Below are 26084 nucleotides of genomic sequence, written 5' to 3'. Positions count from 1 at the left end.
AACTAAATGAAAACAAAACTACTATTTATCCTGGGCTTTCTGCTCATTGTAACCTCCATGCGTTCTGCATTGGCGCAGGAGCAAATGACCCTGCAGAAAGCACTTTCTGAAGTTCAGAAAACTTATGGCACTAAATTTTCTTACCAGGCAGGCCTGGTGGATAACAAGATGGTAAGCTTAAAACTTCCCCTGGCAAAATCGAAAACTGTGGATAGCGTACTGAAGGCGATACTTTACCCCAATAAATTGCTTTTCCTGTATGTTCAGGAGAATTATTATACCATTGTTAGGGATTTACGGGAAGACGAAAAGCAGTTAGAAGCTGCCAGGCAAAAGATACCAGCGCCTAATTACAGAATTATAACTGGAAAAGTTACAGATCAAAATGGAAAGCCACTGATTGGGGCAACGGTGTTTCCGGAAGGAATGTCAGTAAGGGTGGGGGTAATTAGCAGCAGTGATGGAAGTTATACCTTGCGTTTACTTGAAAAAGCTGACGCCATTGTATTTACCTATGTGGGCATGCAACCTCAAAAAATGACGTTGGGGAAAGGTAATGTAGTGAACGCCGTACTTTACAGTGAAAATAATACACTGGATGAAGTGGAAGTAGTGTCTACCGGGTATACCAAATTACCTAAGGACCGTGCGACTGGTGCTTTTGAGGTGATTAAAGCTAAAGATATAAAAAAGGTGCCTTCCGTGAATATCCTTGAAAAACTGGAGGGAATGGCACCAGGCGTTCAGGTTGATCTTAGAACCAATAGCATTAGTATTCGTGGCAATAACAGCTTCGGCAATTTATCTCCAAAGAGTCCTTTAATTGTAATTGATGGATTCCCTCTAATGGAAAATGAGGACAGCCGTGGTGAGTTATCGAAGGTCTCTTCAGGAAATGGTACCAGTGCAGGGGCAGTACTGAACAGGTTCAACCCTGATGATATCGAAAGCATTACGATCCTTAAGGATGCTGCAGCCTCATCAATATGGGGTGCCAAGGCGGCTAACGGGGTAATTGTGATTGAAACTAAAAAAGGGAGAAATACACCCCCTTCAATTAATTTTAGTACCAACCTTAGTGTTTCGTCACCCGCTGATCTGAACAATATAAAGACAATGAACAGCGCGCAGTATATCGATCTGGAACGTGAACTAAAAGGGCTGGGATTTATCCTGGATCCGGCCGATAAGCCAAGCTGGATGAGTTTTAATAACAACGCACCACAAAGCGAGGCCTTAGAGTGGATGTTTAAGGTGGACCGGGGAACGGCAACGGTGGGAGAACGTGATGCTGCGCTGGCTGCGCTCGGACAGATTGATAATAAAAGCCAGATCAGGGATTTCCTGCTGCAAAGGGCGGTTTCCCAGCAATACAACCTGTCTTTATCAGGTGGAGCCAATAAAAGCAGTTATTATGTATCGACCAACTACACTAAAGATGTGCCTGTATTTAGAGGAAATCAAGCAGAGAGTTTCTTTGTGAATTCCAATCTGAGCAATAAATTGTTTAATGACAGGGTGAACCTTACTTTCGGGTTGAATTATAACTACTCCAGCACACTAAACAATCCAGCTGCGCAGAACGCAATGGGGAATGGAATGAAAGGATTAAAGCCATACCAGTTACTTCGCGACGCCAATGGAAATAACATTGCAAGATCCATCAAATATAGGGATGAAGTCATGCAGGACTTTTTAAATAAAGGTTATCTACCATGGACATATTCTGCTTTGGACGAGTTGGATAAAACGCATTACAATACGCAATCCAACCGCTTGAGGTTCAATATGGGTGTCGACACAAGAATTGTTAATGGAGTCAACTTTGCCGTATCCGGAATGTTGCAGCGTAATATCGAAGATACGGAAAATCTGGACCGGGCAGATAGTTATGACGTTCGTGATCTGTTAAATTTTGCAACAACCATCAATGATGAAGGAAAGCTTGTATACGGTATTCCTTATGGTGGAAAACTGGGTCTTATCAATTATAATTCCTGGGAATATACATTGAGGTCTCAGCTAAATGTAGACCGGAACATTGGAGACTTTTTGAACATTGCTTTCCTGGGCGGGGCAGAGATCCGGCAGAACAGCTATCAGTCTTCTGAGCAGTACCGTTACGGATTTAATGAGGATATTTATCAGGATAAGGCTTTTAACCCAACTGTGCCCTACAACACAGTTGAAGGTTACACGAACACAATTAATGCTGATAATCCGTTGAAAAAAGGTATTAAGAGGGCATTATCCTATTATTCGAACGTTGGACTGTCTTTTCTGAAAGGGAAATATGTAGCATCGGGAAGTGTTCGCTTTGATGATTTTACGATTACGGGAGCTGCACGTAATCAGCGGGCAAAGCCACTTTGGTCTACCGGTATAAAATGGAATGCCAAAATGGAGAATTTCGTTCAGGACATTGGTTGGCTGAATGCTTTGGATTTCAGGTTAACTTATGGTGTGGGCGGAACTTTACCTACCGGATCAGGTAACGTTGTGGTGATTAATACCAGCACCGACAACCAAACAAATGAGACGATTGCACAGATTTCAAGTCCTGCAAATAACCAGATCTCCTGGGAGAAAGTGAAGTCCCTGAACTTTGGGGTGGATTTTGCCCTGCTACAAAACCGCCTGTCCTTTAGCATCGACGCTTATAATAAAAACACATCAGACATTTTATATACCTTTCCTTACAACTCAACCTATGGCTGGACTTCTTTGCAATTCAACAGTGCAAGTATGAAAAGTCATGGTTTTGAATTAGGCATGCAGGTGAATGTAGTTAGCCAAAGGGATTATTCATGGAATTCGGTTTTTAATTTCTCTTATAATACAAATGAAGTTACGGACAACAGGCTAAAAAAGGCTGTAACCAGTAACCTGGTTGGTTCTTCTACGCCTACGGTTGGTTTACCTATGGATTATATGTATGCTTACAGATGGGCTGGACTGGATGACAAAGGTCAGTCACAGATCTATAATAAAAATGGAGACATCATCGGCACTGACATCGGAAACAATAAATTAACTGCGGATGACCTGGTATACATGGGCAGGACTACACCTCCTTATTTTGGCGGTTTTAATAACGACTTTAGGTATAAGCAGTTTACGTTGGGTGTCAGAATTGCTTATTCGATGGGCAACGTGGTTAGAAAACCGTCTGTAGAAGGCTATCCGGATTATTCACCTTACCAGGGATCCATAGGCATGCAGTCTGATCTGGCTTTACGCTGGCGTCAGCCTGGTGATGAAAAGCTTACCAATGTTCCGGGCTTGAAAGACATTTCATCCAATAGTATAGACAGGTATAAAAACTCAGATATTTTGACCATGAGTGGAAGCTATATTCGGCTTCAACAGGTCTCATTAGGTTATTCTTTCAGGAATGAACTGTTGAAAAAGACACCTTTTAAGTCGGCTTCAATCAATGCAAGTGTCAGAAACTTGGGGTTGATCTGGCGCAAGAACAAATACGGAGTTGATCCAAGTTATTTGGCCAGCAGCAATTACAATAACCTGGCTCCTGCGAAAGCATTTTTTATCAGTGTAAACACATCGTTTTAACAAACGTATCAAAATATTTAAAATGAAAGCATTAACTTATCAAATCTGGGTTGCATTGTTTATCCTAACAGTCAGCTCATCTTGCAGAAAGTATGTTGAGGTAGAACAATTCGGTCAGCGTACCTTAAAATACACAGATGATTTTCAATTCGTCATGAATGACAGGTCCACTATGGAGAAGTCTTATATTCTTCCATTTGTGAGCAACGATGACATGGCGACTACTGATGAAAACCATCAAAACTCTTTAAACGCTGAATTTAAGGCCGCCTATGTATGGGGATCAAATTACTATGGTGATACCCAGACAGACATTGGCTGGGGCAATTTATATAAAACCATATACACTTGTAATGAAGTTATTTACAGTGTAATGTCTAGTCTTAAAGGGACTGAAACGCAAAAGAAACAAATCTATGCAGATGCTTTAGTTCAAAGGGCGTTTGCGTATCTGATGCTGGCGAATCAATACGGCGAGGTTTATGATCCGTCGAAAGCTCAAACCCAGGTCGGGATTCCTTTATTGAAAACCCCGGATCTGTTCCTAAAGTTAGACCGGAGCAACCTGGATATTGTCTATAAGCAGATCTTATCAGACCTTCAGGAGGCCATCCCGTCATTGCCCGCTACTGCAACGAATAATGGCCACGCCGCGAAAGTTTCTGCATATGCCTTATTGTCAAGAACGTATTTGTATATGAGAAACTTCACGCTTGCAGGAGAATATGCTGATAAAGCCCTGGCGATAAACAGCTCACTCAAGACGCTGGAAAATTATATTGGTAACACAGTAAGCTTTCCAAGAAGATTGGATGATCCGGAAATTCTTTTATCGAAGATTTCTGCCGGTACGTTTATGTCTGAGCTGAACCCGGAACTCCTCAGCTTGTTTCCTTCAGGAGATGCAAGGTTGGAACTGTTTACCGGTACCAGTAATGATGTGCCGGGCATTGCATACATCCGTCCGCAATTTAACGAGTTTTCTTGCCAGACCGGTCTGTCTGTACCAGAAATGATGCTGATCAATGCAGAAGTATATGCCCGGGCGGGTAATACCTCCAAAACGCTGGAGTGGTTAAACAAACTTAGAAAAACGAGGATAAAAGCCGCAGATTACCAGGATCTGGTGATCTCAAATCCTGCTGATCTTCTTCCGGCTGTCATCAACGAACGCCGGAGGGAATTTATGGGAATGGGGTTGCGTTGGTTCGATCAGCGCAGGTTAAACCTCGACCCTGAGTTCGCAAAGCCTTATGTGCGTACCTTCCAGGGGCAGCAATATACTTTAAGTCCGGGTAGCAACAGATTTATATACCCGATTGCCCCTGCTGTGCTTAATCTCAATCCTGAAATACAACAAAGTCCCAGATAAATGAAAAAAACACTTTTTACTGCTTTATTAGCCCTGTTTGCCATATTTACTTATGCACAACAGGGTAATGGTTTAACATTAAGCCCTGCTGCACCTACTGCAGGTAAACCCCTATCTATAAATTATAGTGCCAAAGGAACCGACCTTGAATTTAGTGATGAAGTATCGGCCGTAGCACTTCTTTTTCAAAATGCTTCGCAATGGAAAGCGCAGCCGCTGACGCTTAAAAAAGTAAACGGGTCCTGGACAGGCAGTTTGCTATTGCCTGCAGACGTTTCCTTTTTCGCCTTAAGATTTTTTCAGGGAAGCGCAGACCATCCGGATGCGAAAGATAATAATAACGGAAAGGGGTTCTTTAGCCGGGTTCTGAGTCCTAAAAAGAAAGTTGTGCCAGGTAACTACCTTGGAGAGGCACTGCTCTATATGGCCGAACAGGAATTAAGCCCGTTTGCTAGTCCTCAAAATGATGCTGCAACCGTCGAGGCTTTATTGAAAAAGGAATCACAAATTCCGGGCGCAAAGCTTAAGGAGGATCAGTTGTCCAACATTCAGCGCTATTATCAGTTTATAGCAAAGGACGAATTGCGGTCTGAACAACTGAAATCGGAAATCCTAAGCCGTTTCCCGAAAGGTAAAATGGCAAGGTTTATTCGCTATCAGCAGGCTTTACAGGAACCCGATAAAGCAAAAATGACAGGGGCTTTGGAGCAATTTCTGGCAGAATTTCCTATCGTGGAATGGCGCAAAAATCCGGACGGGCAAGCTTACATTTATTATGAGGTATACCGTGGATTAGCAACTGCTTATTTTAGGCAGAAAGCATACGATAAATTTCTTGCCTTGTTTAATGATTTCGATTTTAAAACTGCAAATGAGGTTTACCGCTTCAATGTAACCAAGATGGAAATGATAGGTTCTGAGGCTGAGAAGAAAGCTGTTTTGCCTTTGAGCCGGAAGATTATGCCTGTGCTGTTTAAATTAAAAAATGATGGTTCTTATGCAGAAGATTTTAGCGGCAATGACTCCCTGATAAATAACAATGTAGCGCAGCAATTGAGCGAACGTATATTCAGCCATGTGTCCTTGTGTAAAGCTGCTGGTGCTTACGATGAAGGGTTGGAATATATTGGATATCTTTCAGATCAGAAACGTTATGCCAGTGCAGAACTAAACGAGATCCATTTGTATCTTCTTGACCAATTAAAACAGACAGGTAAAATTAAACCCTTACTGGAGGCCAGTGTGAAAAACATGGCTGTAACCCCGCTGATGTTTGATCGCCTCAAAGCAATCTATTTGGCAGAGCACAACGGGAACACTCAAGATTATGATAAATACCTTGCTTCATTAAATTCTTCAGACGCCGTGGATGCAATGCGCGTTCACGTAATGGAAAATATGGTAAAGCATCCGCTGATTCCTTTTTCCCTGGAGAATGCTGAAGGCAAAATGGTCAACTCCAGCGATTGGAAAGACAAGATCGTGGTAATCGATTTTTGGGCTACCTGGTGTCGTCCGTGTATTATGGCTTTTCCGGGAATGCAGTTGCTGATCGATAAATATGCGAAGGACCCGTCGGTTGCCGTATACATGATTGGCACCATGCAATTTGGTGACTACAAAAAGAAATCAGTTGACTTTGTTAAAAGCCAGGGTTTCCGGTTTAACTTATTACACGATGCCATTGGTGAAAATGGTGAGCAAAATAAGGTATTTAGAAGTCTGATTCCTTTGTTCCAGTCATCCGGGATTCCCCGTAAGATCATTGTGAAAAATGGTGAAGTAAGGTATAGCTCCGAAGGCTATTCGGGTAGCCCTAGTCAGCTCATGGATGAGTTATCAATGGCTATTGAAATCATAAGAAAAGAAAAATAAGCAAATGAACAAGATACATAAAATAGCACTGGCAGTAGTAGTCGCTTCGATAAGCCTGTTACAGGCGCAGGCGCAGATGAATCCAAAAGTAAAGCTTCAGGAAGCCTTAAAGCTTATTCAGGATAACTATGTGGATCCTGTTCAGGATGAGAAAATTGTAGACGTAGCAATCAAGGCCATGATCAGCGACCTTGATCCGCATTCGAGTTACATGAGTAGGGAAGAAGCAGAGGAGATGAATCAATCTATGTCGGGTAGCTTCGCTGGAATAGGGATTACTTTTGCGATGGTTAGCGACAGTACTTTTATCACTGCTGTAAACCCGGATGGGCCTGCATTTAAAGCAGGATTGCGTCAGGGTGATCAAATCATCAGTGTGGATGGTCAGCCGATCTTAGGTAAAGGTTTAAAAAATCAGCAAGTGATGCTGTTGCTCCGCGGTGAAAAAGGTAAGCAGGTGAGCCTGGGAATGATGCGTGGCAATGCTACAAAACCAATGCTGATTAAAGTCACGCGTGAGCAAATTGCAGACTTGTCTATTCGTGCCAGTTACATGGTAAGCAAGGAAATTGGTTACATTTCGCTTGCGATATTTAGTGAATCTACACGCAGGGAGATGGATGCTGCCCTTAAAGCTTTAAAAGCAAAAGGCATGAAAAAACTGGTTTTAGACCTCCAGGGTAATGGTGGAGGATATGTAGAAGCGGCAATTGGTTTAGCAGATGAATTTTTGCCGAAAGAAAGTACTGTATTTTATACCATTGGTCATGACGGCGGTAAGGATTATTTTGGCACAGGTGGCTTTGGGCAGTTTATGACCGGAGACCTGGTTGTGTTGATTGACGAATCAACGGCTTCCTCAAGTGAGATTGTAACCGGCGCATTGCAGGATTGGGATCGTGCAGTAGTTATCGGGCGCCGTAGTTTTGGTAAAGGGCTTATGCAAAAGCCATTGGTTATGACAGATGGTTCGGTGCTACGCCTAACTGGTGCCCGATACTATACACCTTCCGGAAGATCCATCCAGAAACCTTACACCAAAGGAAAAGCCGACTATTTTGAAGACTTTAACCGTAGACTGGCTTCAGGCGAGCTAAAAGAACCCGGTCATTTCAATTTTCCGGATTCATTGAAGTTTAATACCTTAAACAACAAGAGAACTGTATATGGTGGCGGGGGAATCATGCCAGACCGTTTTGTGCCGATTGATACAAATTTATACAGCAACTGGATGACCTTAATCATGAACAGTGGAATGACAACTAAGGTAGGCTTTGATTTTGTACAGCAAAACAGGACTGCCTTATTACAAAAGTATCCCGATTTTCAAGCGTTTATTAAGAATTTTAAAGTAGATGATGCAATACTTGACAAGTTTATGGAGCAAGCGAAGGAACATATTAAAAATATGCCGGGGAAATCTGATACTGCAGCCCGGGAGAGCCTTGCGGTAGAACTTAAGTCGGAAATTGCCGCCCTGCTGTATGAAGGGTCTGACTATCAGTTGCGCGTACGTAACGAAGCGAATGAAAGCCTAAATGCGGCAGTCGAAGTTTTAAAAGACCAGTCCTTATATAATCGCCTGCTAGGTAGCCATGGGAAATCTAAAAAAGAGAATAAGAAATAGTAGTACATCATTAACAAATGAAAAAATGAGAAAGATAATTTTATGTTTATTGACAGGAATGGTGCCTTTTTACCTTAAGGCGCAAACGGGATACACCATTAAGGGGCAAATAGGAAAACTAAATGCTCCGGCGAAAGCTTTTTTAATGATTAAGTATGCTGATCGTATATCAACAGATTCAACAGAAATAGTTAACGGAAAATTCGAATTTAACGGAAAAATGGAATCTCCAACGGAAGCACGTGTAAGGGTGAAACACGATGCTACACCGGATAATCCTGCAAAAAGGTCTGGTTATGACATAAAGCCTTTATTGTTGTTTAATGAATCTATTATACTTACAGCTAAAGATTCTATTTCTAAGGCTGTAATTACAGGATCGGCAATCAATGCAGAAAATGATAAGGTAACGGCTTATTTGAAACCGATATACGATAAATACAAATCGTTAGACGCAGAATATAATGCACAACCAGAAGCAAAAAAGCAGGATAAGGCATATATTCAGACCTTAGAGACACGTGCAAAAGCTGTAGAAAAGGAAATTTTTGAAGCGAAGATGTCTTATATTAGCAAGAACCCGGATAAATATATGGCCGTAATGGCACTTAATTCATTGCTTGGGCCGGATTTTGATGCTTTGGCCATGGAGAAAACGTTTTTAAGTCTTAACGAGGATTTAAGATTATCCTATCTCGGAAAAGAAGTGGCAGCAAAAATTGCAACTGTAAAGAAAACGCAGGAAGGTGTTGAGGCTACAGATTTCTCTCAACCTGACGTAGATGGAAAGATGGTAAAGCTATCTGACTACCGCGGGAAATATGTGCTTGTGGATTTTTGGGCCTCATGGTGTGCACCTTGCAGACGGGAAAATCCAAACCTGGTGAAGAACTATGAGCAATACAAATCAAAAGGTTTTGAAATTTTAGGCGTTTCAATGGATAAAGCAGCAGATAAAGCCAAATGGCTAAAGGCTATTGAAGATGATAAATTGATTTGGAAACAAGTTGGTGATTTAAAAGGCTGGGAAAATGAGGCCGGAGTACTCTATGAAGTTAAAGCCATCCCTACGAATTTTCTTGTTAACCCGGAGGGAAAGATCGTTGGAAAAGACCTGCGCGGGGAAGATCTTTCAAAGAAACTGGCTGAAATCTTTAAAAATTAATGGCAGTAGAAATTAAAGATAACAAACCGACTTCAACACCTCCAGTTAAATGGAACTTAAAATTATGAGGGTTTTTCACCCAATTGGACAGGGTGCGTTTTATTCCGAAATGCATTCCTGTCCGACTGGCTGTAAGCTACCCTGTTTTTCAGACCTCTCAAAAGTATAATTTTGTCCTCAAATTTCCTGCAATAATTGATTAGAGATTTGAAGCATATTAATCTACTTCTTCCCATTCAATTTTTTTGTTTTCTATACTCAATGGGATTAATCTTTTGCTTTTTATTTTCAAATAGTTCAGGATGATATGATCGATGTCAGTTACTGCACAGCAGGTACCTGCTGATCTCTTACGATCTTGCGAATTCCAAAAAACGAGATCAGTCCTATTGTTACGCCTACGATGATTGCTGCTTTAAATGCCATAGCTAATAAACATGATTAAAGACCAATTGTTTGTTAAATTGATAATCAGTAAGAAAAACGGGGGCATTGGGTTTCAGTTTATAGCTGCTTTCTTTTTTAGCCTATTTTTTTTTACCTTGGAATAAAAAAGAACAGTATGTCAGATCATCAACTTTCCAATAGCAGTCCAATACAGCATTTCGTTATGTTTTGGCTGAAGCCACAATTAACAAAAGCTGAAATAGAAAATTTCAAAAATTTCTTTGAGCACCTGCGTGCAAGTAAATATGTAAAAACGCTAAGTTATGGCCTGGCGGCAAATACCCCAATACGGCCTGTTACCGATAACTCCTTTACCTATTCGCTAACGGTCACTTTTAACAATATGGAGGATCATAATGCTTACCAGGAAGATCCGGTACACCTGGCCGCTATAGAAAAGTTTTCTGCAAACTGGTATAGGGTAGTGGTTCATGATACCGTGATTTCTTAGATCATTTTCTACGTCTTACAACCTGAATTCGATTCATATCTTGAGCATTTACTCCGACAAAAAAAAATGTATGAGGAGCATTGATTCACGCATGAGCAAGCTAAGTTCAATTATGAATCGAATTTTTTGTTTAATGTTTTAGTTCAGATAAAAGGCATGGATTTCATTTATTTGGCAAAATTAACTATCCAAATTATATTCTTATACAGTATATAAGTTTAAATTAATCAACCAGTTAAGTGTCATATCCTAATATCTTAAAACAGATAAAAATTCAGATTTATATTATTTTATATCGCAAAAGCCAAATTAAATTCTGAAACCAAAAATAAACTACTATAATTGAGCAAGTTAATATGGTGATTTGATTAGAATTGATATCTGTTATAAGCTGAAGTAAAATCACTTCTCATGAGCTTAAACCGGTTGATCACGGTAGTGATAAATTCTTCATCTAAAATCTCAAATACATCGTTTACGCCGCCACCGCTCAGGTCAACTTCTGCCAGTTTATAACTTTGCTCAAAGGTACCTTGTTCAAATTTTACAATATATTTCTGGTTCATTGAAAAGATGGTGATCTTACATTCAGGATGTGGTAATTCTGCAATAACTCTCATTGGATTTAATTGGTTTAATGATTTAAATGATGGAATGGCTGATATTCATATACTGATTTTCCGTTAAAAACACCTTCCATCTTCAGGATTTCGAAACGTGCAAACAAGTCTTCAGCATACCAATTTCTTTCTCTGGTAAGTTTGATGATATCAGCATGGTCAAATGATTTATAGGCATAATCTTTCATGCTTTCTGCATTTTCCCAAATAGAAAAGGTGGCCTGATCCAGGAAAGGATTTTCTCCCACACCGGCTGATAGAATAAAACCTTCTGATCTCCTCATTTGATCAGCAGCTCTTTTAATGTTTTGCCTAAACTCTTTTAATTTACTAAAACGAATCTTTGCCCTTGTAATGACGGCAATTCTACCCTGATCAATTTTATGATTCATACTAGACTTAAAAGGTTCTTTACCTGACCATAAACCATGGCTACTTAAAGGCTTTAATAAAATGGTAAATTCTTCATATCCAAAAAACCTAAACCATTTTATCGGAAAAGAACCGGCATAAAATTGATCGCAATGTTCTTCATCATCCCAGGTGGTGATGATGGCCCAGTGCCTGTAATCCGTAGCAAGATCTACCTGCGCGTTTTTGCCACTCCCCATTAACTTCCAGAACCTGCAATTTCGATTGAGCCAAAGCGGCAGCCGGAGTATAGCCATACCGAGAAATGCAAATGGAATACTAAATCCGCGGTATTTGGTAATGGTTAAAGCTGCAATCATGTGATCAGGTGTTTAAGGCATCAAAACTAATTAATTTAACAGGATCATCACCTTCAATTTAATGTCATTATCAAATTATTAAATTAAAATGAATTAAATCCTGTTTAACTTTGGTACATGGCAGAAGATTTAACGATAGACAGGGCAATTCCAAAAGAAAAGCAATACCAATCACTTATTCCTCAAATAGAAGGTTTATTGTTTGGAGAAACAGATTTTGTAGCCAATATGGCTAATGTTTCTGCAGCACTGAAAGAACAGTTTAACTGGTTTTGGGTGGGTTTTTACCTGGTGAAAGATGAAGAACTTGTATTGGGGCCATTTCAGGGACCGGTGGCCTGTACCAGAATTAAAAAAGGAAAAGGGGTTTGCGGATCAGCATGGTTGCAACAAAAAACTTTAATCGTACCAGATGTAGATGAATTTCCGGGGCATATTGCCTGTGCTTCCGCATCTAAATCAGAAATCGTATTGCCATTAATTAAAGATAACCAGGTTATTGGCGTACTGGATGTAGACAGCGAGTTTCCTGATTATTTCGATAGTATAGACCAGGCTTATTTAGAGCAGGTTATTTATGTTTTGCTAAACAGATAATTTAGATTGATATTGAAATTAACGCCAGAATATTATCAGAATGAGGACGTAATTGCTTTGGCAAAAGACTTGCTGGGTAAAGTTTTATATACCCATATTGATGATCAGATCAGTGCTGGCATTATTGTAGAAACAGAAGCGTACTATGGCATCAAAGACAAGGCGTCACATGCCTATGGCGGCAGAAGAACTAACCGTACAGAAACGATGTATAGCCAGGGTGGTGTGGCCTATGTGTATCTTTGTTATGGCATGCACCATCTTTTTAATGTCGTAAGTTCGGTGAAAGATGATCCGCATGCGGTGTTGATCCGGGCTGTTGAACCCTTGATAGGGAAAGAACTTATGGAAGAAAGAAGGGGGATGCCAGTCTCCAGGCCTGCTGTTTCATCAGGACCGGGTTCTGCTGCGAAAGCATTAGGCATCGATCGTACTTTTAACCAGAAAGACCTGTCAGGCAATGAAATATGGATCGAAGATCACCAGGTCCGCTATATGGATGAAGAGATTATTGCCTGCCCACGTGTAGGTATTGCCTATGCACAGGAACATGCCTTACTACCCTGGCGTTTTTTTGTTAAGGGTAATCCCTATGTCAGTAAGCCAAATAAGGTGTAGTTAGTCAAACATTTTAAGGGCTATCCTGTTTTTCAATAAATACCAAAGCAATGAAAAACGAGAAAAACATATCGATTTTAAAAGAAATGGCAGAAAGTGTACGTACCTGTATGTTCACTACTTTTTCTGCAAGTGACGAATTGGGCAGCAGACCAATGGGTACGGCCAAGATTGAAGAAGATGGCAGCATTTGGTTTTTCACCAATGAGTATTCGTTAAAGTCAAAAGAGATTTCGAAGGAAAATAATGTGTTACTGGCTTACAGTGACCCTTCAAAAAATACTTATTTAACGGTAAAAGGAAAAGCAGAGCTGGTGGATGACCAGGTAAGGAAAGAAGCTTACTTTTCGCCTTTTGTGAAGGCCTGGTTTCCGGATGGCGTAGAAGACCCCAGGTTAATTTTAATTAAGGTGACACCGGAGGAGGCTGAATACTGGGATGCCTCATCTTCAAAAATTGTAGTCCTGTTTAGCCTGCTCAAGGCAGTTGTTACCGGCGATACGCCGGATATGGGAAAACATGATACGATGAAATTCTAAATCATAAATAAAAAACTATTTTTAAAAAGCAGGATTGGAAACAATACCTGCTTTTTTTGTAATATTGGCTAATGAATTTTGAAAACAATTTAGCGTTTGCTCAAGCGCAGGACCAGGCTGATGTATTAAAAGGTTTCAGGCAGCAGTTCTTATTTCCTAAACATCATGATCAAGAATTTATATACCTGTGTGGAAACTCGTTAGGACTGCAACCTAAAGCAGCATTTCAGGTATTGAACAGGCAGTTATCCAACTGGGCAAATCTGGCAGTAGAGGGTTGGTTTGAAGGGGATCAGCCCTGGATGTATTACCATAAAGAATTAAAAAATCTGATGGCTCCTTTGGTTGGTGCTTTACCAGCTGAGGTTTGCCCAATGAATACGCTAACCGTAAATCTGCACTTGTTGATGGTGAGCTTTTATCAACCCAAGGGCAGACGTGTTAAGATTATTATGGAGGGTGGCGCTTTCCCTTCTGATCAGTATGCCTTGGAAAGCCAGGTCAGGTTTCATGGCCAAAATCCGGATGATGCCATCATAGAGGTTTTTCCAAGGGCAGGTGAAGATACACTCCGTACAGAAGACATCATAGCTAAGATCAATGAAAATGCTGAAGAAACGGCATTGGTATTGTTTGGTGGCATTAATTATTATACTGGTCAATGGTATGATATGGAGAAAATTACGAAGGCAGGCCATGCCGTCGGTGCAGTGGTAGGCTGGGACCTGGCACATGCCGCGGGAAATGTTCCTGTAAAACTTCATGACTGGGGCGTTGATTTTGCCTGTTGGTGTTCTTATAAATATCAAAATTCTGGTCCTGGAGGGATTGCCGGTATATTTGTTCATGAAAAGCATTTCCAAAACCAGGAACTCAATCGCTTTGCCGGCTGGTGGGGCTACCAGGAAGATAAACGTTTTAAAATGGAAAAGGGATTTATGCCTGAAGCTGGTGCTGATGGGTGGCAGGTGAGCTGTACACAGGTAATGCCTATGGCCTTGTACCACGCATCGCTGCAAATATTTGAGCAAGCTGGTTTTTTAACTCCGTTAAGAAATAAAAGTATTCATTTAACGGGTTATCTGGAATATATTGTAAATGAGGTTAATAAAAATATTGGGAGGAAGCAATTTAAGATCATTACGCCAGCGAATCCACTGGAAAGAGGTGCGCAACTTTCTATTATTGCCGCTGAAAAAGGAAAGCCCATATTTGACGGACTGGTTGCCGAACACATACTTGGCGACTGGCGTGAGCCGGATGTGATCAGGCTTAGCCCGGTGCCTTTATACAATTCCTTTGAAGACATCTATCGTGCTGGTGAGGCCTTGCTGAAGGTGTGCAAAACTGTATTATAGTTCGTTTATTATGATCAATTACAATCCAAAAGACTGGTTTACCTTTATATTTCATTTCCATAAAGGCGATACACTCATTAAGCTTTGGCCGCTGATGATTTGTGTTTCAGTGGTTTCTGCAGGTATTGCATTCCTGGAACTGAACGTTTTTAAACTGTCAAAAAGCGACTACGTGAGCAATATTGGTATGATGCATAGCCTGCTGGGCTTTGTGATTTCTATGTTGCTGGTATTTCGCACCAATACCGCTTATGATCGCTGGTGGGATGGCAGAAAACTACTTGGCACACTAACTAATGTGAGCCGGAATTTTGCCATGAAAATTAAGGCATTGAAATTACCGGATGAACATTTACGTTTCTTTGAATACGGCATCCCAAAATATGCCTTCGCCATGAAAGAACACCTCCGCGAGAAGAAGTATTTTGGAAAAAACAGTTTTCTGATAGAAGTAAAAGACGGACAGCATATTCCCAATCAAATTGCCAGCAGTTTAATCACCCGCCTTTATGATTTAGTGCGTGAAGGGCTGATCTCTCAAGAACAATTGATTGTTTTAACTCAGGATGTAAATCAGTTTACTGATATCTGCGGAGGCTGTGAAAGGATCAAAAATACACCAATTCCTTTCTCGTACAGTGCCTTCATCAAAAAATTTATCTTTATTTATGTGCTGACTATTCCCATTGGCTGGGTGTTTAGTTTGGGTTATTATCTGGTACTTATTGTTCCCTTTATCCTCTATGTATTAGCGAGTTTAGAACTCATAGCTGAAGAGATAGAAGATCCGTTTGGTTTAGATGCCAATGATTTACCCGTTGATACCATCTGCAATAACATTGAAAAACATGTAGAGGAGATTTTAAGCTGATGATCAAAATAGCTTATCATCATCTATACACACATCCCTTACCCGAAGGACACCGTTTTCCGATGTTGAAATATGAATTAATTCCGGAACAACTGTTGCATGAGGGAATTATTACCCCGGCGAATCTTTTTGAACCAGAACCTGTAAGTGAAGAGATTGTGTTATGGACCCATCATCCTGACTACTGGATGCAGCTCCGAGACCTGACGCTACCTGCAAAAGAACAGAGAAGAATAGGTTTTCCGCTAAATGCGCAATTATTGGCACGAGAACTGAGGATTACCCAAGGCACCATTGATGGTGCCAAATATGCCATGCAAAATGGAATTGCTTTTAACGTAGCAGGTGGCACTCATCATTCTGGTAGTAATTGGGGTGAAGGATTTTGCTTATTAAATGATCAGGCAATAGCAGCTAATTACCTATTGAATAATAATTTAAGTAAAAGTATCTTAATTATCGATTTAGATGTACACCAGGGAAATGGCACCGCAGAAATTTTTAACAAAGAGAGCAGGGTGTTTACTTTCTCGATGCATGGTGATAAAAATTTCCCCTTCAGGAAAGAACAGTCTGATCTGGATGTTCCGCTTGATGATGGTGTGGAAGATGATACCTATTTAAAATTATTACACCATCACCTCCAAATGGCTTTTGATCAGGCTAAGCCGGATTTTGTTTTTTATCTGTCAGGAGTAGATGTATTATCAACCGATAAGCTGGGCAAAATTTCACTGAGCAAGGCGGCTTGTAAAGAACGTGACCGGATGGTCATTCAGGCTTGTAAAACTAAGGGATTGCCTTTGCAAATCAGCATGGGCGGGGGATATTCTACCGCTATCCGGGATATTGTTGATGCACATTGCAATACATACAAAGTTGCTTTCGATCTTTACCATTAAGGAAAGCCCTAAAAATTTGTCATGTTTGGAAGATAATCTTCTTCAGGGCTGTATTATCCGCGCCAGATCATTTATCTTCGCGGCCATATGCTGGAGATTATTTACGAAGACGATCATTTAATTGCCATTAACAAGCCGCACGGTTTGCTAGTTCACCAATCATCAATTGCCAGAGATGCTACTGAATTTGCTTTACAAATGCTTCGCGACCAGGTAGGCAGGCATGTGAGTCCGGTGCATCGTTTAGACCGAAAAACCAGCGGAATCTTATTGTTTGCTTTTGATAAAGATACTGAAATTGCTATGCATCAACAGTTTATGAATACGCAAACGATTAAAAAATATCTGGCTATTCTACGGGGTTTTGCACCAGGAAGCATGGATATTGACTATCCACTTGCGAAGGAAAACGGAACGATGCAGGATGCTTTTACTTCTTTTAAAACCTTGCAGCATGCGGAAGTAAATGTTCCTTTCGGAAAACATGCCACTTCCAGGTATTCCCTGGTGGAAGCAACACCTAAAACCGGTAGAATGCATCAGTTAAGAAGGCATTTCAGTCACATATTGCACCCCATTATCGGCGACCGTACCCATGGGTGTAACAAACAAAATAAATTTTTCCTGGAGCGGTGGAATATGTCTACCATGCTTCTTCATGCATCAGAATTAACATTTACGCATCCCGTTACTTCCGAATCCATTCACTTAAAAGCAGCACTGCACGACGAATTTAAAAGGGTAATGGACTTTATGAATATTCACCTTTAACACAATTTTTGCCTGAAAAATCTGTTTATTAAAAGATCTATGCTTACATATTTACGTTTTATCCTTCCAATACTGGCGCTTTTTGCTGCTAGTTGTTCTTCTGTCTACATGCCGAATGTGCCCAATACCCCGATGTTAAGTAAACAGGGTGAATTTAGTGGCGGCGGACATATCTCCTTAAAAGGAAATGCCAGCATCAACGGGGCCTATGCAGTATCCAATCATATTGGGGTACTTTTTAGCGGTTCTGCCATGAACAACGATCGCCGGAGTAAAGATTTTGGCCATAAGCTTATTGAAATTGGCGGTGGTTATTATGATACTTTTGGGCCAGACAACAACAGGATCATTGAAATTTATGGTGGCGTAGGAAAGGGCTGGAGTGATATCACCTACAGGGATTATAAAAACGATGTACTGATTAGCAGTGAACTGCAGGAGGTTGATTACAGAAAATCCTTTTTGCAGGTCAATTATAGTTCAAAAAAGAAAAATAATCTCCGCTTATTCGGTACAGATTTCCCCATTAACTATGGAACAGCATTGCGCATAAGCCATGTGAGAATGGATCGTTTTTTTCTGAATGGTGTGGTGCAGCCTAAGGAAGATAACATTTTCTTTGAACCGATTTTCTTTACCAGGATGGCACTGAGTAAGGTGGTTCAGCTTCAATATACCACCAGCAGTAATATCGGCTTGAAAAGCCGTAAATACATGTCGGCCGGTAATTCTATCTTCACTATTGGTGTCGTGGTGAATGTAGGTGGAAAATAATACTAAACATCTTGCAGATCAGCTGCCTAACCTGAACTGGCAGCTGATCTAAATATGATCCTTATGATGAGAAAGGTTCTGGTTTCATGCTCAGGGATTTGGTTTTATTCTGAAATCTTAAGAACAATAGGATAGAAGCTGTTAATAAACCTAACGTTAATCCGTACCAGATGCCATTTACGCCTAAGCCAAAATAGAAGCCTAAGAGGTAACCCACAGGTATTCCCACTACCCAATAGGCCAGAAAAGTAATGAAGGTTGGCATATTGACGTCTCCAATTCCCCGCAGTACACCTAAGCCTACTACCTGCGTACCATCAAACAGCTGAAAAAAGCCTGCAATGATCAGTAATTGCGAGGCAATAGCCACTACTTTTAAATCACTGGTATAAATAAAAGGCATCAGGTTGTTGGCCAGCATAAAGATAATGGCAGTGCATGACATGAAAAGTAGGATTACATGATAACTGGCTATGGCTGATTTACGTAAATCAGCAAAGTTGTTTTTACCAAAGTTGTTTCCGGTTTTAATGGTGGCTGCAGAAGCTATCCCGCTGGCCATCATATAAGTCATTGCGGCCAAACCAATGGCAATCTGGTGTGCAGCCTGTTCTACGGCACCGATGGTACCAATCAGAATAGCTGCACCACTGAATGCACTGATTTCGAAAGAATATTGCATCGCCACCGGCGCACCGATTTTTATGATTTTTCCGGCTCTGATTTTATCAATGAAAGTGGCTTTGAAGCTAGCCAGGTATTTTTTAAAATGCTTTGACCTTAAAACATAAATAGCCATAACTGTAGCCATTAAACTTCTGTCAATTAAAGTACTTAAGCCAACGCCACTTACACCCATTGGTTTAATGCCGAACATGCCTTTTACAAAAATAATTCCGAGGGTAATATTTAACAGGTTTCCCCAAATGGAGACAAACATGGCCTGCTTGGTAAATCCCAAACCTTCTGCAAATTGTTTAAAGGTCTGAAAGACCAGCAAAGGTACAATAGATGCTGAAAGTAAGCCTAAATAAGGTTTAGCATAGGCCACAACGGCAGGCGTTTGGTCTAAGTGGTCAATGACCAATAACACACCAAAATGGACCAAAGCATACAGGAAAATACCTATAATAATATTAATAATTAAACTGTTGGATAATAGCTTCCCACATTCTTCATGATTTTGCCGGCCGTTTTCCTGCGCAATTAAAGGCGTTAAACCATAGGAAATCCCTAACCCAATTACCATGATCAATATAAAAATACTATTCACCAATGAAACGGATGCCAGCTGAGTGGTATCTGTAAAATGACCAACAATTACACTATCAGCCATATGAACCAAAGTATGTCCGACTTGTGAACCCACAATTGGCAGGGCTAAAAGCAGATTTTCTTTATAATATGGCTTGTATTTGGCGTAGATTTTAGAAAACATCGTTCGCAAAGGTCGGGTTTTTAAATCTCAATCAAAGCAGGTAAAATAAATTTTAATTCAGGTGAGTCGTCAAAAGCAATAGCAATTCATCGTAAACCATCATGGCGAACCGAAGTTTAGGGCTGAGCGATGGTGTGAAGCAATCTTTATCATGAAAACAGATTGCTTAGTTGGCTGAAAAAGCCACCTCAGCAATGACGGAGATAGATTAACTGTTCAAAACTACACTGATTTCACCGCCGTAAAATACTCTTCTTTTTCAGTCGTATGGATCTTAATCACGTTCGTAATAATCAGGTCGACAAGTATTTTTTGTGCCTTCCGGTAAGAACAACGCAATAATTTACTCAGTTCTTTGAGGGTAATTCTTTCTTTGCTGTCTAAGTATTCCAGCAGTTTTTTTTCATTATCTGAATAGGAGATCAGCACCCCCTTGTCTTTATGGCTATTCTTTAAAACCTCCACAATGATCTTGCTGGCGAGTACACTTTTATCATCAATGCGGATGTAGGCCCACCACTTTTTCTGGTCATCAAGAGCATAATGAGGTTTGGTATCGCTTTCGGGGATGTTTACCACCAGAACCAGCTTATCATCCACATAGATTTCTTCAAAGGAGGGCTCTATTGCCGGTTTACATAACTGGTGTGCAGCAGTTAAGATCATATATTTTTCCTCTTCTTCTGACTTTACTCCTTTAATGCGACCATCATCGGCTACACCAATAAGAAGTTGCCCCCCTCTGTTGTTTGCAAATGCAACCAGGCTTTTTGCAATTTTTTCTGTATTGGTAATGGTTTTTTTAAAGTCGAGCTGAACGCCCTCACCCTGAAAAATCAAACTTTTAATGCTCGGCATATCATCAATTAATAAGCAACGGTAGGCCATTCGCCCTGATGCAGGTTTCGGATATAAACTTCATTCATTACGGTGGCACATAACTCACCTTTTTTATTGGTAATTTCCATCGGGTAAGCTTTTATAAACTTACCTGCTGTTCTTAAAGCCTGCTCTGCTTCGGCAAGCATATCATCGGTAATTTCAATGGTGAAATATAATTGAGATCGGCCAGGTTTCAGGTAATGGATGGAGGCGCTTTTTAACCATACCCTGACTTTAAATCCTTTGCGTTGCATCAGCTGATCAAATAACAAGGCGTAAAAAGGATCTGTAGCAGCGTAAATGGTTCCGCCAAAAATAGAGCCATTATAGTTTTTATTCAGAAAACTCTTATTAATTTTTACCGTACAGCTTCTAAAGTCATCTCCGAATTTCTGAACCCAAATGCGTTGAAAGAACAATGGTGGATAAAGGCGCATTACCCATTTAAGGGTGTTTGGAGAAATTATCATATATCACTAATATCAGAAAGTTTTATCACCTTTTAAAGTTTTCAGGTGATGTTTTAGTCATATTTTATTTGCTTGATTAAACAGCTGTAATTATTTATTTTAACAGGGATTCATCAGACAGGAGGAATTTTAATATCAGTAAAATAATTATTGCCTTAGAGGTAATTTTTTAAGGTAACAATCTTGTTTTAGATACCGTTTTACGATAAAAATAAGTGTATTAGTGTATGTTTTACACTCAAAAAATCGAGATTTTAATTGATTTAAAATATTGATATACAGTTTTTTGAAAAAAAATATAACTATTTTGAGCCAAAAAATAAAACCAAATGGTAACATCATTGTTAGAGATTACAGATAACAATAAGAAACTATGAAAAAAATAATCTTAAGTCTTGCTTTTGCTGGTACGATCATGATTGCCACTTCAGCATGCAATTCGTCTAAAAACATGGCTGGTTCTTCAGACAGTACAAAGATGGATTCAACTACAACGACTCCAATGGATACAACAAAAACAACTACACCTCCGGATACTTCTAAAACAACACCACCGGATACAACAACAAAAACACCTCCAATGTAGGAGAGATAAAAGCCATCCCAAATCGGATGGCTTTTATTTTTAATTTCTGTTTTTTTTATTTGGCCTAATTTGTACTTTCAGCAATTAAACCAAATAGCTAAATGGATTCCCAAACCAAATCAAACAACCGAAATGTTATCTTCCTGGTTATAGTAGCCGCCCTGGGTTATTTTGTTGATATCTATGATCTCGTTTTATTTTCAGTAGTCAGGCTAAAAAGCTTTTCAGATATTGGTGTTTCACCAGAACACATGCGAACTGATGGCGAGTATGTCATCAATATGCAGATGTTTGGTTTGCTTCTCGGTGGATTATTATGGGGCATTATCGGAGATAAATTTGGCCGGATTAAAGTGTTATTTGGTTCCATCTTGATGTATTCTCTGGCCAACATTGCGAATGGTTTTGCCACAGATGTGGACACCTACGCCATGATCAGATTTGTTGCAGGTATTGGCCTGGCAGGTGAACTGGGTGCCGGGATTACTTTGGTTACTGAAACCATGGATAAGGAAAAGCGTGGATATGGCACCATGGTGGTTGCCGGAATTGGCTTATTAGGGGCTGCCGCTGCCGCTACTATCGGTAAGCACTTTACCTGGCAAACTTCTTATTTCGTGGGTGGTGGTATGGGTTTATTACTGCTGCTTCTTCGTGTCGGAACATTTGAATCAGGAATGTTCAAACATGCAGAGCAATCTGCACATGTTTCAAAGGGAAATTTCTTCATGTTGTTTTCAGACCGGAAAAGGTTTCTGAAATACCTGGCCTGTATCTGCCTGGGTTTACCGCTTTGGTTTATTGTGGGGATCCTTGTGACACAATCACCAGAAATTGGTAAGGCATTGGGGGCTAAAGAAGTGCTGAATGCAGGTACGGGCATTATGTATACTTATTTTGGGATTGCCATAGGGGATGTGGTGTGTGGTTTCCTGGCTCAGATGCTCAGATCACGCAAAAAAACAGTGCTTATTTTTCAAAGCTTATCTGTGGTTGCTGTTCTAATTTACCTCACCAGCAATAATCTAACAGAAAGCAGCTTCATTCTCATTTGTCTGGTTATGGGCTTTGCGGTGGGTTACTGGGCCACTTTCGTCACCATTGCTGCTGAGCAGTTTGGTACCAATATCCGTTCTACCGTAACCACTACCGCACCCAATTTTGTACGTGGTGCTTTAATACCCATTACCTTGATTTTTGAATTTTTTGTTCATCAATACAGTATCGTGACGGCAGGATTTATCGTCATGGGAATGGTTACTATTGTTGCGATGATTTCTGTCGCATCTCTGAAAGAAAGCTTTGATAAAGATTTGAATTACCTGGAAGAATAACTGTGTCAATAAAATGTACTATCTGCAGATAAATCAATATCACTGACTGAATAGCCTTAAGTTTGTAGTAAAGGTAAATACGATCATGATATTTAAAGAAGAGGTAGCATCGCGTTATAGGCAGATTCAGGATGAAATTTGCAAAGGATTAGAGATGGCAGATGGCAAAGGAAAATTTGAAGAGGAATTATGGGAGCGAAATGGTGGGGGAGGTGGCCGTACCCGGATCATGCAAAATGGCTCTATCATTGAAAAAGGTGGCGTAAACTTTTCGGCTGTTCACGGCAAATTACCTGAACCGATAAAAAAGGCTTTTAAAGTAACGGAAGATGATTTTTTTGCCACAGGAGTTTCCATTGTGATTCATCCCAATCATCCGCTGGTTCCCATTATCCACATGAATATCCGTTATTTTGAACTCAATGAAGAAACCCGCTGGTTTGGTGGCGGAATAGATTTGACACCTCATTATGTGTTCGAAAATGATGCACGGTTTTTCCATCATAAATTGAAAAATGCCTGTGATGAATTTAATCCTGAGTTTTATCCAAAATTTAAAGAACAGGCCGACAATTATTTTTTTATCAAACACCGGGAAGAAACACGCGGTATTGGTGGCATTTTTTACGATAGACTAAAGCCCGAAAATACAAACTTATCCTGGAATGGAATTTTAGATTTCTCTGCTAATATTGGTGAAACTTTTCTACCTATCTATACCGAGTTGCTGGAACGGAACCGTGATAAGGAATTTACGGATATTCAAAAGGAATGGCAGTATCAACGAAGAAGCCGGTATGTGGAATTTAACCTGGTGTATGATTCAGGAACTAAATTTGGTTTAGAAACCAATGGCAGAATTGAATCGATTTTAATGAGTTTACCACCACAGGCCAATTGGGGATATAATATTCAGCCAGAAGCTGGCTCTGAAGAGTATCAAACTTTACAGTTGCTCAAAAAAGGCATCAACTGGATTTAAAACAGGGTAAGGGGCTGGTGTTGAATATGATAGCCAGCCTTTAATTTACCTGTCCTGAAATCGTTTACAATATCATGAATCAACCGGGTTGGTTCTGGTATTCTGTAATTTCCAATACATTTTTTAATTACGGCCAAAGCCTGTTCATTGGTAATTAAATGCCCTGCAGAGATATAAACCGGTTTGTTATTGTCTTTGGTTCTTAAAGCATAGCCCAATAATTCACCATGACTTTTAATTTCTGCCGTACTGAACTTAGATCTTTCCGGTAAATGGTTGTCGCCATATAAAATACTCTTGGCACAGCCAATGGTGGGTTGACTGGTCATCACGCCAAAATGCGAGGCAACACCCATTCGCCTGGGATGCAGAATGCCATTACCATCCAGCACCACAACATCAGGTTTTACCGGAATCAAATCCCATACTTTTAAGAGCGCAGGTACTTCTTTAAAACCCAAATATCCAGGTTGATAAGGAAAGGTAGTTTCATAGGTTTCGAGTGCGTATGATTGAATCACCATTCCCGGGAAACTTAAAATGACTATTCCGGCATACATGGTTGAACTGCCTTTATCAAAAGAAATATCAGCACCGGCAATGGTATGAATGGCTTGAAGAGGTTTAAAAATAAGTTGCCTGGATAAGGCGATCTGTAAAGCATCAGCTTCAGGAAAGGTGAAATGATCATACATGTTAGCACAACAAAAAATGAAGTATTTGGTTGTACAAATCTGCTAACATTGCGTACGGAAAGTGTCGGAATGTTTATCACTGAGCAGCTTTAAATATTAAGACTGCTCAGTGATAAACTAAATCACGGAATTTTATTCTACCCAGGCAATTGGAACATAAACGGTTACATAACCATCGGCGCCAATCATTTCCGGAGATAAGGTTACAGTGACAGATCCATAACCCGTCCAGTTTCCTTGGCCACGTTCAGCTGAGAACTCATAGGTTCCCTCAGGTAAACCAGTCATTATTCCCGGCAATTGATAAGGTAAAAATGTTCCGAATGAAGAAGGTCCATTTTCACCATAATACTCATCACCACTTTCCTGGTTATAAGCAGTAAATCCTGGCGATTCTGTGGATACTGAAGTGGTTAAGCTGCCATCAAGATTTCTGTAGCCTAAACGGATGTTGTAAGTGGTTACTTTAGCTTTAGTAGTGCTAACTGGTTTTGGTACTTCTGGTGTAGCGTAAGTGGTTAAGGAAACCATACATAATACCAGCATGCAGATTGAAATGATCTTTTTCATAATAAATGGTTTTAGTTTATCATAAAGATCATAAAAAAAATCTTTTTATCTATTAATCCAGGATTATTAAAGTATTAATAAAAGACCTTGAAGTATGTTTAGTTTAAAGAAGTGATGATGTTCGAACAGACAAAGTGTATTGTTTAAAACAAATTGTGACAATTGTCTAAAACAAATTGTGGCGGCCAAAAAGTTATTTTTTTAATTAGCATTATTTGTAAGGCTATAGTTCACGATCAAATGAACTACAGTTGTCTAAAACAAAATGTGACAAATATCTAAAAAAAAGCTGCGTGTCTAAGTGCAATTAAGCACATAAAGAAGTTATTTTATGACTAAATTTTATTATCAAGCCATAAAAAAGTGTCTAAAAAAAAAATGTGATAAATTGATAATAAACAATGTTAATAAAGCAAATAATGAAAAATTATATGCCAATATTTTTGTTTGGCAATAGTTCATAATAAGGAAATAACATTTATGAATGTTTCTTTTTTTAGCAATAAATAACTATTTATCAATCAAGAGCATTATATTTTTTTGTAAAAATTATTAGGATCACAATAAATAATGTTTTATTCCAAGAAGCTAGGCATGCGCTCAAGCAACCTGAATGGTCTGATCAAAATGACCTTTGGGAAAGGCGTGTTCGGGGTGGTCATGGACAGGATGATGATGGGGGTGGAAGTATTGCTGGTGAAATCCTAGATGCATTGAAGGATGTGGCCTATAAACCGGGCTTTTCCAAGCTGAGTTATTTTTCAACCTATTTCAAAAGCGCAAGGGGCATGAGCCCTGGAAAATTTCAGGAGAATAATCGGAAGGCCCATGAGGGT

At 39.9% G+C, this 26084-nt stretch carries 24 protein-coding genes; 17 read left to right on the top strand and 7 right to left on the bottom strand.

From position 1 onward, the window contains the following. The first annotated feature begins 6 nt into the window (after positions 1-6). The 6 genes from CBW18_RS12890 (at position 7) to CBW18_RS12865 (ending at position 10510) form a co-directional block, all read left to right on the top strand. Positions 7-3573: a SusC/RagA family TonB-linked outer membrane protein gene (locus tag CBW18_RS12890; protein ID WP_088301745.1), complete on the top strand. Its 3567-nt coding sequence runs from the start codon at positions 7-9 to the stop codon at positions 3571-3573. A gap of 22 nt (positions 3574-3595) precedes the next feature. Beyond that, a complete protein-coding gene (locus tag CBW18_RS12885; protein ID WP_088301744.1) occupies positions 3596-4945 on the top strand; it encodes a RagB/SusD family nutrient uptake outer membrane protein in 1350 nt (449 codons plus the stop codon). Continuing rightward, the gene (locus tag CBW18_RS12880) at positions 4946-6820 is read left to right on the top strand and encodes a TlpA disulfide reductase family protein (RefSeq protein ID WP_088301743.1); all 1875 of its coding nucleotides are present in this window, start codon (positions 4946-4948) and stop codon (positions 6818-6820) included. Between the two features lie 4 nt (positions 6821-6824). Then, positions 6825-8447, top strand: coding sequence for a S41 family peptidase (locus CBW18_RS12875; RefSeq protein WP_088301742.1), 1623 nt, complete (start codon positions 6825-6827; stop codon positions 8445-8447). Positions 8448-8472: 25 nt separating this feature from the next. Beyond that, positions 8473-9612, top strand: a complete 1140-nt coding sequence (locus CBW18_RS12870) for a TlpA disulfide reductase family protein (RefSeq protein WP_172406520.1) — start codon at positions 8473-8475, stop codon at positions 9610-9612. 562 nt (positions 9613-10174) lie between these two features. Further along, complete coding sequence (locus tag CBW18_RS12865; protein ID WP_088301740.1) at positions 10175-10510, top strand: Dabb family protein; 336 nt, start codon at positions 10175-10177, stop codon at positions 10508-10510. Between the two features lie 368 nt (positions 10511-10878). Here CBW18_RS12865 and CBW18_RS12860 read toward each other — a convergent pair whose 3' ends face one another. Continuing rightward, the gene (locus tag CBW18_RS12860) at positions 10879-11130 is read right to left on the bottom strand and encodes a hypothetical protein (protein ID WP_088301739.1); all 252 of its coding nucleotides are present in this window, start codon (positions 11128-11130) and stop codon (positions 10879-10881) included. Positions 11131-11144: 14 nt separating this feature from the next. Next, on the bottom strand, positions 11145-11861 hold the full coding sequence (locus CBW18_RS12855) for a DUF3291 domain-containing protein (protein ID WP_088301738.1): 717 nt from the start codon (positions 11859-11861) through the stop codon (positions 11145-11147). Positions 11862-11978: 117 nt separating this feature from the next. Here CBW18_RS12855 and CBW18_RS12850 point away from each other — a divergent pair, with 117 nt between their 5' ends. From CBW18_RS12850 to CBW18_RS12815, 8 genes are all read left to right on the top strand, one after another. Beyond that, on the top strand, positions 11979-12458 hold the full coding sequence (locus CBW18_RS12850) for a GAF domain-containing protein (protein ID WP_088301737.1): 480 nt from the start codon (positions 11979-11981) through the stop codon (positions 12456-12458). A 6-nt stretch (positions 12459-12464) separates the two neighbouring features. Further along, on the top strand, positions 12465-13076 hold the full coding sequence (locus tag CBW18_RS12845; protein WP_371566813.1) for a DNA-3-methyladenine glycosylase: 612 nt from the start codon (positions 12465-12467) through the stop codon (positions 13074-13076). A 50-nt stretch (positions 13077-13126) separates the two neighbouring features. Continuing rightward, complete coding sequence (locus tag CBW18_RS12840; protein WP_088301735.1) at positions 13127-13615, top strand: pyridoxamine 5'-phosphate oxidase family protein; 489 nt, start codon at positions 13127-13129, stop codon at positions 13613-13615. A gap of 71 nt (positions 13616-13686) precedes the next feature. Then, entirely contained in the window at positions 13687-14973 is a 1287-nt protein-coding gene (kynU, locus tag CBW18_RS12835; protein WP_088301734.1) for a kynureninase, read from the top strand. Positions 14974-14983: 10 nt separating this feature from the next. Further along, positions 14984-15844, top strand: a complete 861-nt coding sequence (locus CBW18_RS12830) for a bestrophin family protein (RefSeq protein WP_088301733.1) — start codon at positions 14984-14986, stop codon at positions 15842-15844. After that, positions 15844-16746 carry a histone deacetylase gene (locus CBW18_RS12825; RefSeq protein WP_088301732.1) on the top strand — a complete coding sequence of 301 codons (903 nt, stop codon included), beginning with the start codon at positions 15844-15846 and terminating at the stop codon, positions 16744-16746. Before CBW18_RS12830 ends, CBW18_RS12825 begins: the two co-directional genes overlap by 1 nt. Before the next feature lie 87 nt (positions 16747-16833). Continuing rightward, positions 16834-17517 carry a pseudouridine synthase gene (locus tag CBW18_RS12820; RefSeq protein ID WP_088301731.1) on the top strand — a complete coding sequence of 228 codons (684 nt, stop codon included), beginning with the start codon at positions 16834-16836 and terminating at the stop codon, positions 17515-17517. Between the two features lie 39 nt (positions 17518-17556). Beyond that, complete coding sequence (locus CBW18_RS12815; protein ID WP_088301730.1) at positions 17557-18291, top strand: hypothetical protein; 735 nt, start codon at positions 17557-17559, stop codon at positions 18289-18291. Positions 18292-18352: 61 nt separating this feature from the next. Here the strand turns inward: CBW18_RS12815 and CBW18_RS12810 are convergent, their stop codons facing one another. From CBW18_RS12810 to CBW18_RS12800, 3 genes are all read right to left on the bottom strand, one after another. After that, positions 18353-19729 carry an MATE family efflux transporter gene (locus CBW18_RS12810; protein ID WP_088301729.1) on the bottom strand — a complete coding sequence of 459 codons (1377 nt, stop codon included), beginning with the start codon at positions 19727-19729 and terminating at the stop codon, positions 18353-18355. 222 nt (positions 19730-19951) lie between these two features. Beyond that, the gene (locus CBW18_RS12805; protein WP_088301834.1) at positions 19952-20587 is read right to left on the bottom strand and encodes a helix-turn-helix domain-containing protein; all 636 of its coding nucleotides are present in this window, start codon (positions 20585-20587) and stop codon (positions 19952-19954) included. 8 nt (positions 20588-20595) lie between these two features. Continuing rightward, entirely contained in the window at positions 20596-21081 is a 486-nt protein-coding gene (locus CBW18_RS12800; protein WP_088301728.1) for a PaaI family thioesterase, read from the bottom strand. A 373-nt stretch (positions 21082-21454) separates the two neighbouring features. On the opposite strand from CBW18_RS12800, the gene CBW18_RS12790 reads away from it, so the two are divergent. The 3 genes from CBW18_RS12790 to hemF all read left to right on the top strand — a co-directional run bounded on the left by CBW18_RS12790 (position 21455) and on the right by hemF (position 23983). Beyond that, complete coding sequence (locus CBW18_RS12790; protein ID WP_088301726.1) at positions 21455-21667, top strand: coproporphyrinogen III oxidase; 213 nt, start codon at positions 21455-21457, stop codon at positions 21665-21667. Between the two features lie 101 nt (positions 21668-21768). Next, positions 21769-23001: an MFS transporter gene (locus CBW18_RS12785; protein ID WP_088301725.1), complete on the top strand. Its 1233-nt coding sequence runs from the start codon at positions 21769-21771 to the stop codon at positions 22999-23001. Between the two features lie 85 nt (positions 23002-23086). Beyond that, the gene (gene hemF, locus CBW18_RS12780) at positions 23087-23983 is read left to right on the top strand and encodes an oxygen-dependent coproporphyrinogen oxidase (RefSeq protein ID WP_088301724.1); all 897 of its coding nucleotides are present in this window, start codon (positions 23087-23089) and stop codon (positions 23981-23983) included. Here hemF and CBW18_RS12775 read toward each other — a convergent pair. Both CBW18_RS12775 and CBW18_RS12770 read right to left on the bottom strand, forming a co-directional pair. Beyond that, a complete protein-coding gene (locus CBW18_RS12775; RefSeq protein ID WP_088301723.1) occupies positions 23980-24678 on the bottom strand; it encodes an endonuclease V in 699 nt (232 codons plus the stop codon). The genes hemF and CBW18_RS12775 overlap by 4 nt on opposite strands. Positions 24679-24810: 132 nt before the next feature. After that, entirely contained in the window at positions 24811-25248 is a 438-nt protein-coding gene (locus CBW18_RS12770; RefSeq protein WP_088301722.1) for a hypothetical protein, read from the bottom strand. Positions 25249-26084: the final 836 nt, after the last annotated feature.

It is taken from the genome of Pedobacter sp. AJM (assembly GCF_002197755.1).
Lineage (GTDB): Bacteria > Bacteroidota > Bacteroidia > Sphingobacteriales > Sphingobacteriaceae > Pedobacter.
Note: the sequence above shows the minus strand (reverse complement) of the source record. Positions and strands in the feature narration are given on the sequence as shown.

Bases quoted from the DNA above. Each gene is read 5' to 3' on its own strand.
- CBW18_RS12830 (WP_088301733.1), top strand. From the start codon at position 14,984: ATGATCAATTACAATCCAAAAGACTGGTTTACCTTTATATTTCATTTC.
- CBW18_RS12880 (WP_088301743.1), top strand. From the start codon at position 4,946: ATGAAAAAAACACTTTTTACTGCTTTATTAGCCCTGTTTGCCATATTT.
- hemF (WP_088301724.1), top strand. From the start codon at position 23,087: ATGATATTTAAAGAAGAGGTAGCATCGCGTTATAGGCAGATTCAGGAT.
- CBW18_RS12855 (WP_088301738.1), bottom strand. From the start codon at position 11,861: ATGATTGCAGCTTTAACCATTACCAAATACCGCGGATTTAGTATTCCA.
- CBW18_RS12865 (WP_088301740.1), top strand. From the start codon at position 10,175: ATGTCAGATCATCAACTTTCCAATAGCAGTCCAATACAGCATTTCGTT.
- CBW18_RS12885 (WP_088301744.1), top strand. From the start codon at position 3,596: ATGAAAGCATTAACTTATCAAATCTGGGTTGCATTGTTTATCCTAACA.
- CBW18_RS12875 (WP_088301742.1), top strand. From the start codon at position 6,825: ATGAACAAGATACATAAAATAGCACTGGCAGTAGTAGTCGCTTCGATA.
- kynU (WP_088301734.1), top strand. From the start codon at position 13,687: ATGAATTTTGAAAACAATTTAGCGTTTGCTCAAGCGCAGGACCAGGCT.
- CBW18_RS12785 (WP_088301725.1), top strand. From the start codon at position 21,769: ATGGATTCCCAAACCAAATCAAACAACCGAAATGTTATCTTCCTGGTT.
- CBW18_RS12790 (WP_088301726.1), top strand. From the start codon at position 21,455: ATGAAAAAAATAATCTTAAGTCTTGCTTTTGCTGGTACGATCATGATT.
- CBW18_RS12820 (WP_088301731.1), top strand. From the start codon at position 16,834: ATGCTGGAGATTATTTACGAAGACGATCATTTAATTGCCATTAACAAG.
- CBW18_RS12860 (WP_088301739.1), bottom strand. From the start codon at position 11,130: ATGAGAGTTATTGCAGAATTACCACATCCTGAATGTAAGATCACCATC.
- CBW18_RS12805 (WP_088301834.1), bottom strand. From the start codon at position 20,587: ATGCCGAGCATTAAAAGTTTGATTTTTCAGGGTGAGGGCGTTCAGCTC.
- CBW18_RS12810 (WP_088301729.1), bottom strand. From the start codon at position 19,729: ATGTTTTCTAAAATCTACGCCAAATACAAGCCATATTATAAAGAAAAT.
- CBW18_RS12870 (WP_172406520.1), top strand. From the start codon at position 8,473: ATGAGAAAGATAATTTTATGTTTATTGACAGGAATGGTGCCTTTTTAC.
- CBW18_RS12815 (WP_088301730.1), top strand. From the start codon at position 17,557: ATGCTTACATATTTACGTTTTATCCTTCCAATACTGGCGCTTTTTGCT.
- CBW18_RS12770 (WP_088301722.1), bottom strand. From the start codon at position 25,248: ATGAAAAAGATCATTTCAATCTGCATGCTGGTATTATGTATGGTTTCC.
- CBW18_RS12775 (WP_088301723.1), bottom strand. From the start codon at position 24,678: ATGTATGATCATTTCACCTTTCCTGAAGCTGATGCTTTACAGATCGCC.
- CBW18_RS12850 (WP_088301737.1), top strand. From the start codon at position 11,979: ATGGCAGAAGATTTAACGATAGACAGGGCAATTCCAAAAGAAAAGCAA.
- CBW18_RS12840 (WP_088301735.1), top strand. From the start codon at position 13,127: ATGAAAAACGAGAAAAACATATCGATTTTAAAAGAAATGGCAGAAAGT.
- CBW18_RS12825 (WP_088301732.1), top strand. From the start codon at position 15,844: ATGATCAAAATAGCTTATCATCATCTATACACACATCCCTTACCCGAA.
- CBW18_RS12890 (WP_088301745.1), top strand. From the start codon at position 7: ATGAAAACAAAACTACTATTTATCCTGGGCTTTCTGCTCATTGTAACC.
- CBW18_RS12800 (WP_088301728.1), bottom strand. From the start codon at position 21,081: ATGATAATTTCTCCAAACACCCTTAAATGGGTAATGCGCCTTTATCCA.